Below are 4,891 nucleotides of genomic sequence, written 5' to 3'. Positions count from 1 at the left end.
AATCGGAAGATAATCGTCAAAGCGATTGCTTTGCAAATGTTTGCTGAGAAAAATTATTCCTATCTGATTTGAAGTTCCTCCTCTTTACTCCTAATTCCATTATGGTTTACCCCGATATGCCTCTGATGATTCCCCTTCTGGCCACAGGCTATCTATTAGCGATTTACGTATTGTTGATCCTCGTGCAGCGGTCAGGAGTTTGGCGACGTCCGGAGGGTTAACCAAAAGCAAACCTGACCCTTTTATCAGTTTCATTCCAACGATTCCAGCGGTACTTGCTGTAACGGCACAGACACAGGCAAGCAAACCTGTTCGACAAGTGGCCTGCAACCCAGCCATTGTACTGACAATTGTGCAAATTGATTTGGCTCCCCGCTAACGCAGAAACGTGTAGGTTGCGGTGGAGCCATACTTCTCATTCCTAAAATATCCAGTTCTTGAGCTGCGGCAGCGACAACGTGTACTGCCGGATCTACTGTACGTACCGAACGGGGTAAAATGGCACGCAAAACGGGTGCTAAATGGGGATAGTGGGTACAGCCGTACACCAGCGTATCAATTTGCTGCTCTAATAAAGGAGCCAGGTATTCCTTGGCCACCTCATATGTGTAAGGGTCATTAATGCGGTTTTGCTCGATTAGAGGTACAAATGCCGGACAACCAACTTGCCAGACTTGAACGTTTGGGTCAATTTCTTGGATAGCGTGACGGTACGCGCTACTAGCCGCAGTAGCAGGGGTAGCAATAACGCCAATCCGCTTGCCCATACTTACGGCAGCCCGAGCGCCGGGAAGAATAACCCCTAATATCGGGAAATTGAACTCAGATCTTACAATTTCTAGCGCCAGAGCGGAACTGGTATTGCAAGCCATAATGACCATTTTGATGCCTTGGACAGACATCCAGTTGAGAATCTCGCGCACAAACTGCAAAATTTCTGCCTGAGTGCGGTTACCATACGGCAATCGCGCTGTATCTCCGAAGTAAAGAATCGATTCATTAGGCAGTTGTCGATAAAGTTCTCTTAACACAGTGAGACCGCCAACGCCGCTATCAAAAACTCCTATTTTATCTGTTGTCATTTGTCCTTTGCCAGCTATCAGTTGTCTTTCTTAAGTGGTTAGGGGTCAAAAGTCAGCAGTTTATTGCTAGTTACTAATGACTTTTGACCGGAGATCGATTAGTAACTTTGTTGTAGGTATTGGAGAATACCACGAGCGATCGCCTCTGCCATTCGCCTCTGGTAAGCTGGGGAAGCCAGCCTGGGAGCATCTTGTGCCCCTGTTACAAAACCAACTTCCACCAAAACCGCAGGCATGGGATTGTGCCTAAGAACGTAAAATCTGGCCTGTCGCACCCTCCGATCTGGAATATCTATATTCTGGAGGATGCTATTGTGGATAGTCCGAGCTAGTCGTTCGCTTTCGCTACTGCCGTAATAGTAGGTCTCCAGTCCGCTAATATCGGGACGGGTCATATCGATCGCATTGGCGTGGATGCTAACAAATAAGTCCGCATTCTCCCGCCTAGCCATTTGTACTCTGGGTGCAAGGTCAACGAAGTAGTCATCGTTCCGGGTCATCACGACCTGAATACCCTGTCGTTGGAGCAACCTCGCCACTTCTTGCGATATAGGCAAGATCACGTCTTTCTCTTGCAATCCACCAATACCGATCGCACCCGCATCTTTTCCACCGTGTCCCGGATCTATCATCACTAAAACTCTGCCATCGCGAGGACGAGGGCGCTCATTTCTGGGATAATCTGGAACTGAGTCCGGCACAGAAAAAGTAGTGCGGTTGGGAGGCGGAACGACAATTTCCCGCCTTGAGCCTCGTAAGGGCAGAGCCAAGAGTTGAGGTGAAGGTTGATTGATTTCGCCAATCTGCACCCCAGAGGCAGGTAACACCAGAACTACAACTGTGGAAGGGTCTTGCTGGCGCAGCCGCACCCGCAACACCGGACTGTTTGCATTTGATTCCGGTTCCCTCACCCGCTCGGCTAGTTTAGCGGCAGGAATAGTGATGCGGTAAGCACCAGACGATTGATCCCAGCCACTTGTGTAAGTAAACGGCTGATTTGCTCTGACTAAAAGTTGATTGCCGCTCACTTCCACAGATTGGACGGTGGCGAGTCGATCGTCACTCCTGCGCTCGGATGATGACTCCTGCCCCAGTGTCGGTAACACTACAATTCCACCTAAATTGCTGATCCGAGCCTGCCAATCCGGGCTGTCTTTGTCCACCCGCAAAGTCAGGCGGGCGATCGGTGGTGTGTTTTGTACTTGACTGATCTGAATCCTGCTGACGCCATTACGGTTTACCGATAAGTCTTTTAACGTCAGTTCGGAAGACAAAGCTGCGCCTTCGAGGTAAATATCGATCGTGTCCCGATCTCCACTTCGCCTCACCTTCACCTCTGGGTTGGGACCGGAGGTGCGGATAAAAAAACCATCGGGCGTTACCTGTACATCCTGGATTTGAGCCACTGAATCAGACGTCGCAGATGCCGTGGCTTCCGGCGAACCAAGAGAAACAGAAGCACTGCTCGTTTGCTCGTCCGAGCGAATCGGGGTTGGCAGCTGCACCAACCACTGCCTGGGCGAAATTCCCTGGAATTTTACCTGCTGTGGGTCTAGCGTGTAACCTGGGCTTAATTCAATCACCAGACGAGTCGTTTGAGGATCTAACTGCCCCACCCGCAACTGTCGCATTGCCCCCCTCAGTTGCTGATTTATCGTCGGGCGCACGAAAGCGGTACCGGGCAAATCGATCACCAAACGTGTGGGATTGAAAAGCAATTGCGCTTTCGGTTGAACGCTACTGTCCGTTGTGAAGACCAACCGATTTCGATCGGCATCAAAACGCCACGATTGCAGTCTGCCCGCCAAGGCTGGAGAGGACAGTAGAACTAGGCTCAAAAATGTACTGGGTAGTAGCCAGTGAAATTTCACTATTGTTTCTCCTGATTTTCGTAGCCCAGCGGCATAAATTTTCCCAGCTGGTTAAGGATTATACTTTGGGTTATGCGTCTGGGTTCGAGTACCCTTGGGTATAAATACACAGTTTGAGGCTGCGTTGAACAATACCACAACTTAACCTCTGCACGCGCCGCCAAGTACAAGTCAGCAAGTATGGCAAAATGGGTAATCTTTTTTGGCGAAATATTGCGAATAATTATCCTGAGCATACCAGCGAATATTGTCGCCTATAGCCTAAGTCTTCCCATATCTGGTAAGGGTTCCCCCAGACGGGCGCGATCGCACACAAATAGGGCGAAGCCCTCATGGAGATGAAAACCAATTGGCCGAACATTTGACACCCATAAGCTCTTTAACTTAAAGACCCAGCAATTACTGCGCTCCTACTTATCCTCACACCTTATGCAGTTGATACACCCTATGCTACCGGGAGCCTACTTGGGTAGGCCAGATCTGCGAGTGGTAATGACTGCCCTTGAATAGAACTTTTTTTCACTTGCATAATCCTGGCATCCGGACTTAACGATCCCAGACTTGTTCCCCAACCACCAGTTTCGCAGAACAGGGGTTTCCCGGATCGGGAGCCCTAAGTCTCTTTCATTTTTTACTTTTGACTGTTTCTGACTTTTGAGTGCTGATTCCTGACTTCGCTGCCAAGGCGTAAGTTTCACCTTCTAAAACAGACTGATCTGACTCAACTGCACTTTCAGGTTCTCAAAACACCAACTCAGGTTCGCGGAATCGTACTGACACCGATCGCCAAAAGCTTAACTTGAGGGTTGACCAAATCCCGTCCAGCCAGTCACAACCTTACCAATAATAGCGATCGCAATCAAGAAAATGGCAATTGCCAACAAAGTAGAAAACCTACGCCCATTGGACGGTAAGGCGTAGGTAATGTACTCTGTCAATTTGCCACTGACAAAAGCAAATCTTTCTTTAGGTACTGGCGGGGCGATCGCCACCAGTTTAAAATTCCTCTGGTCTGTAGCTATCCATTTGGCCGGCCTCGTTATCTTGTTTGGAACCTAAAAGATCGATCTGATCTACCCGGATCGCAGGTGACGAGCGATTGGCACCCGTAGCGCTATCGCGCCAGGTATCGATCTTCAACGAACCTTTGACACCAATCAAGCTGCCCTTACGCACATAGTTAGCAGCTATTTCTGCTGTCTTCCCCCAGAGTTCCAAATTGAACCAGTCCGTTTGCTTGCCATCGCGAGACCAGTGATTAACTGCCAGAGTCAACCGACACTTAACGCTACCGGACTGTTACAGTCGATAAGTAAGTCGCCTTGCTTACCTCTGCTTCAAAACCGTGCGTGCAGCTTTCACCGCACACGGCTCCTCAATAACTCAGCTAGTAACGGTACCTCCGCTCCAATGGTGTTATGACAGCTACATTAAGTGGTGTGGGATGTTGGCTGAGACGATCGCTCCAGTACTGGAAGTCGCCATCATAAGGGCTTCTTCCACCTTTAACTTTGACGTAGATTTCAATCTTTGTATCCCGATATCTTTCTAGGATATATCGATTGTCTGAAGTCATGAACCGCCAGCCTAACCCTCTGTTGACTCCCCAGTAATGCGAGACTAGCTTTGTATTGTTCCGTCCTTTGCTTCTTCGGCGTTTAGCCCAAGCAAACAACTTCTGATACATCGCATTATCCATGTACTTGTAAGTGCGACTGTTCGCCACTGTAGAGTAATATGCTGCCCATCTTACAATTACAGAATTGAGAGCATTAATTACTTCTGTCTGACTGGATTTACAATTTTTGGCAAGCAATTCGTCCAGGCTTGCCAAGTGGCGATCGATCGCTTCTTTACTGGGTTTAATGAGCGTTTTATGCCCTCGTTTGCTTTTGGTTTCGCCGTCCAAACCGCTTTGTTTAGCACTGCACGGGTATT

Annotated in this window: 4 protein-coding genes and 1 pseudogene; all 5 read right to left on the bottom strand. The window is 48.8% G+C overall.

Annotation, left to right across the window (positions count from 1 at the left end; genetic code table 11):
* Positions 1-251 precede the first annotated feature (251 nt).
* The gene (gene murI, locus H6S82_RS18355) at positions 252-1,082 is read right to left on the bottom strand and encodes a glutamate racemase (RefSeq protein WP_190471460.1); all 831 of its coding nucleotides are present in this window, start codon (positions 1,080-1,082) and stop codon (positions 252-254) included.
* Between the two features lie 98 nt (positions 1,083-1,180).
* On the bottom strand, positions 1,181-2,953 hold the full coding sequence (locus H6S82_RS18350) for an N-acetylmuramoyl-L-alanine amidase (RefSeq protein WP_190471463.1): 1,773 nt from the start codon (positions 2,951-2,953) through the stop codon (positions 1,181-1,183).
* Positions 2,954-3,747: 794 nt separating this feature from the next.
* Complete coding sequence (locus tag H6S82_RS18345; RefSeq protein WP_190471466.1) at positions 3,748-3,945, bottom strand: hypothetical protein; 198 nt, start codon at positions 3,943-3,945, stop codon at positions 3,748-3,750.
* Between the two features lie 4 nt (positions 3,946-3,949).
* Positions 3,950-4,252, bottom strand: a pseudogene (gene ssb, locus H6S82_RS18340) (single-stranded DNA-binding protein); the annotation flags it as partial.
* Between the two features lie 88 nt (positions 4,253-4,340).
* On the bottom strand, positions 4,341-4,891 hold a 551-nt coding region (locus H6S82_RS18335), incomplete at its 5' end, for a group II intron maturase-specific domain-containing protein (RefSeq protein ID WP_277926485.1).

Source organism: Planktothrix sp. FACHB-1355 (assembly GCF_014748295.1).
GTDB classification, from domain to species: domain Bacteria; phylum Cyanobacteriota; class Cyanobacteriia; order Cyanobacteriales; family Aerosakkonemataceae; genus Aerosakkonema; species Aerosakkonema funiforme_A.
The sequence above is the reverse complement of the archived record's forward strand: the minus strand, read 5'-3'. Positions and strand labels throughout refer to the sequence as shown.